Origin of the sequence: Azospirillum sp. B506 (assembly GCF_000333595.1) — a bacterium.
Taxonomy (GTDB): domain Bacteria; phylum Pseudomonadota; class Alphaproteobacteria; order Azospirillales; family Azospirillaceae; genus Azospirillum.
The window spans coordinates 1-4,355 of sequence record NZ_BADK01000990.1 but is presented as its reverse complement, the minus strand read 5'-3'; the positions used below and the strand labels follow the sequence as shown (position 1 = coordinate 4,355).

The 4,355-nt window shown below is 66.1% G+C and carries 3 protein-coding genes; 2 read left to right on the top strand and 1 reads right to left on the bottom strand.

From position 1 onward, the window contains the following. Positions 1–1,802 (bottom strand): PAS domain S-box protein (locus I71_RS30580; protein WP_244434154.1); only part of this gene is annotated, 1,802 nt, incomplete at its 3' end. 87 nt (positions 1,803–1,889) lie between these two features. Between I71_RS30580 and I71_RS30575 the strand changes: the two genes are divergently transcribed. After that, the gene (locus I71_RS30575) at positions 1,890–2,963 is read left to right on the top strand and encodes a transporter substrate-binding domain-containing protein (RefSeq protein WP_042703247.1); all 1,074 of its coding nucleotides are present in this window, start codon (positions 1,890–1,892) and stop codon (positions 2,961–2,963) included. A 229-nt stretch (positions 2,964–3,192) separates the two neighbouring features. Continuing rightward, the coding region (locus tag I71_RS30570; protein WP_042703249.1) for an MFS transporter at positions 3,193–4,355 on the top strand (1,163 nt) is incomplete at its 3' end.

The window sequence follows — 4,355 nt, the reverse complement described above, 5'->3', positions numbered from 1 at the left end:
GGGGAGCACCAGCTCCTCGACTCCAGCGAGCGCATGGCGCCTGGATCGCCGCCTGCGAGCGCCCGCCCGGTCTCCGGCCCCAGCACCTCAGCCAGCGTGCGGTCCTCGATGTCGGCACGGCGGGTGCCGAAACAATCCTCCGCCGCGCGGTTCCACAGGACGACACGGCCACTGTCGCCGTCCAGCACATAGAGAACGCTCGGCACATTGTCGATCACCGCATCCAGGAAGGCCTGGGTCCGGCGCAGCAGCTCCTCCGCCTCGCGGCGGCGGGTGATGTCGACGACCGAACTCAGCAGCACCTCTTCCCCCTGGAACTCGAAGGCGATGCCGGACAGCAGACTCCAAAGCCGGCGGCCGGTCCGGGTCACCAGCTCCGTCTCGACATCGAGGGCAAGGCCGCTGGCGAAGACATCGCGGACGAACTCGTCGCGCACCTGCGGGGCGGACCACACGCTGGCGGCGGGGCGGCCCAGCAGCTCGCCGGCCTCGTTCACCTCGAACAGGTCGGCGGCGCGTCGGTTGACGAAGCGGATCTGGCCGTCGGCGCGGCCGGAAATCACCAGCGGCACCGGCGCGACTTCCAGCACCGTGCGCAGCCATTGTTCGTTGCGGCGCAACGCCTTGCTCTTGTCCTCGGTCTCCTGGATGTAAAAGCGCAGCGCATGGGCAAGCTGGCCGATCTCGTCGGCGCCGGTCACCGGCACCTCGGCACGACCGCCGCCGGTGCGGTCGCGGATCGCCTCGCTGACCGCCCACAGCCGGGCCAGAACCTTGCGCCGGACATACAGCATCGACAGCACCATCCCCAGCACCACCACGCCAACCGAAGCGAAGAACAGGCGGGTATAGGTGGTGGAGACCTCGATGACCTGCTGGCGGCTTTCCTCCGCCGCCTTGGTCTGCTCCACGAAAATACCGGTGTTGAGCCCGGTGTTGATCAGCGACACCTGGTTGGCGCGGTCGACCAGCCCGTTCAGCATCTCAGACGCTTGCAACTCCTCCTGCCTCTGGCGAAAGACGGAGCGGTCGCCCTCGACCACCGAATGCATGCCTTCGGCCAGCCGGGCGAGCCGCTCCGAGACGTCCCCCACCGGCAGGGAGCCGTCCAGCGCCGCCAACTGCGCCACAGCGCTGTCGGCCAGCCGCGTGAGGGCGAAGCTGTTCTCCGCCTGATGGACAGACGCAATCAGGAACAGCAGCCGCTCGGCCATCGCCAGCCAGCGTTGCACACCCGCATCCTCCACCCCGCGCAATGCCGGCTCGGCCAGGGCGTCGGCCATTCGCCGCACGTCACGGTTGCGCTCCGCCAGGGCGCGGCGGGCGGCGATACGGGCGGTCACGCCGCGGTCGATGGCGTCGCGCAACCGCAGGATCTCGTCTCGCTGCAGCTTCAACCCGGCGATCCGCTGGGTTTGCCGGCCGTCGGAGGAGTCCATTTCCGCCAGCAGCCGGTCATAGCCGTCCAACTGGTCAGCCAACCCCTGCTTGATCGTTTCACGACCGAAATTCTCTTGCGACAGTGCCAGTTGTTCCAGGGTGCGCATGATCCGCTGATGCTGGCGTTCCAGCTTGGCGGAGGCTACGACGGCCGGAAACTGCTCGGACGTGACCTTGGTGATGCCGGCATGCAGCCCGTCGAAGGCGATGTAGGCGCCAAGTCCGATCAGGAAGGCGACAAGCCCGTTGAATACGAGCGCGCCAAACAGCCGTGCGCCAACGCCGATCCTGACCACGCCGGCCCTCTCCGATGGCTGGTTCTGTTCAGAACCGCCAGACTTCGCCCTGCTGTCGCCCGCCATTCCTGTTCCCGCTTGTCCGGCCCCGCATCCTTTGCGCGCTGGCGCGGGCAGCGTATCATAGCGGAGGTGTGGGATAAGGGGAGAAGGATGCGAGTCAAGCCTGTTGCCGTCACGGTCGGCCTGCTTCTGGCGATGCATCCACTGCTGTCCGCCGGCCCCGCAGGGGCACAGCAGGATGCCGCGGCACGCACGGGCGACCGGCCGGTGCTGGCGGAGATCGAACGGCGCGGGGTCGTGCGGTGCGGGGTCTCCTTCAACCCTGGCTTCGCCGCCAACGACGACAGCGGCCGGCCGGTCGGTTTCATGGTCGATCTGTGCCGGGCGCTCGCCGCCGCGGTGCTGGGCAAGGCCGACGCCATCGAAATCCGCCGGCTGTCGAAACCGCAGGAGTTCGCCGCCGTCGCCGCCGGCGAGGTCGATGTCTCCTTCGCCCAGACCTCCTGGACGCTGACGCGCGACGCCACCTATGCCGTCGATTTCGGACCGCCGATCTTCCACGACGTACAGGGAATCGCGGCATGGCAATTGCCCGATGGCCGGTCGGCGCTGGACGGCGAGCTGACGGTCTGCGTGCCGGCCGGCACCACCACCCAGGCCGAGCTGGAAACTTTGATCGCCGACGGCAGGCGGCCCTGGAAACTGCGCAGCTTCCAAGGCTGGCCCGACGCGCTGGAGGCCTTTCTCAGCCGCGACTGCTCAGCGATCAGCGCCGACCGGGCGCTGCTGACGACGGCGCTGCATGTGATCGACACACCACAGAAGGCGCTGGAGATCGTCGATGCTCCGCTGTCCTCGCCCCTTGCCCTGCGCGAACCGCTGGCCCCGCTCACCCCGAACAGCGACCGCAATTGGATGGCGGCGGTGCGCTGGACCATGTTCGCCCTCTTCCTCGCCGACGATGCCGGCGTGTCAGGAGCCAACGCCAATTTCCAGCGCATCACCGGAACCAGCGAGATGCGGCGCCTGCTGTCTGGCATGCCGGAGATTGCGGCAAAGGTCGGTTTGCGCCCGGACTGGGCCTACCAGGCGGTGGTTCAGGTCGGAAATTACGGCGAGATTTTCGAGCGCAACCTCGGCAGCCGGTCACCGTTCAAGCTGGACCGCGGCTTGAACCGTCCCTGGACCCAGGGCGGACTGCTCTACGCCCCGGTTTTCCAGTGACAGGGTTTTCGAGTCCAGCGCAACGCCTGGACAAAGGGGTAGCGTAACCCAATACCATGCGCCCGGTACCCCCGACCATGGTCGGGGGTGACGCCCATGGTTTGTATACACAACTATCGGCGATATAACCAAGACGCGGACTCGGTCATCGGATCGTGTGACCGGAAGATGCCGCTCGCAACAAAAACCAACCGAAGTTATGGATTGTTCACTTGGGAGGGTGAAGACCATGGCCTATGCGGCTTCGACGTCGGACGCTGTCCGGCCGATGACCGGCGAGGAGAAGAAAGTCATCTTCGCATCCTCGCTCGGGACCGTTTTCGAGTGGTACGATTTCTATCTCTATGGATCGCTCAGCGCGGTGATCGCCGCGCAGTTCTTCTCGGGAGTCAACCCGACCGCGGGCTTCATCTTCGCGCTGATGGCCTTCGCCGCCGGCTTCGCGGTCCGCCCCTTCGGCGCCCTGGTCTTCGGCCGGCTCGGCGACATGATCGGCCGCAAATATACCTTCCTGGTCACCATCCTGATCATGGGCCTGTCGACCTTCATCGTCGGCATCCTGCCCAATTATGCCTCGATCGGCATCGCCGCCCCGATCATCCTGATCGGCCTGCGCCTGCTGCAGGGGCTGGCGCTGGGCGGCGAATATGGCGGTGCCGCCACCTATGTCGCCGAACATGCGCCGCACGGCCGCCGCGGCAACTACACCTCCTGGATCCAGACCACCGCAACGCTGGGCCTGTTCCTGTCGCTGCTGGTGATCCTGGGCTGTCGCGTCGCCATGTCGCCGGAAGATTTCAATGCCTGGGGCTGGCGCATCCCGTTCCTGATCTCCATCGTGCTGCTCGGCATCTCGGTGTGGATCCGGCTGATGCTGAACGAATCGCCAGCCTTCAAGAAAATGAAGGAGGAAGGCAAGCATTCGAAGGCGCCGCTGACCGAATCCTTCGGTGAGTGGAAGAACCTGAAGATCGTCCTGCTCGCGCTGTTCGGCCTCGTCGCCGGCCAGGCGGTGGTCTGGTACACCGGCCAGTTCTATGCCCTGTTCTTCCTGACCCAGACACTGAAGGTCGATGCCCAGGCGGCCAACCTGATGATCGCCGCCGCCCTGCTGATCGGCACCCCGTTCTTCGTGATCTTCGGCACGCTGGCCGACAAGATCGGTCGCAAGCCGATCATCATGGCCGGGCTGCTGTTGGCCTGCCTGACTTATTTCCCGCTGTTCAAGGGCATCACCCACTATGCCAACCCGGCGCTGGAAGAGGCCATCGCCACGGCCCCGGTCGTCGTCGTCGCCGATCCGAACGAATGCTCGTTCCAGTTCAACCCGGTCGGCACCAGCCAGTTCACCAGCTCCTGCGAAATCGCCAAGAGCGCCCTGGTGAAGCGCGG

Bases quoted from the DNA above. Each gene is read 5' to 3' on its own strand.
- I71_RS30575 (WP_042703247.1), top strand. From the start codon at position 1,890: ATGCGAGTCAAGCCTGTTGCCGTCACGGTCGGCCTGCTTCTGGCGATG.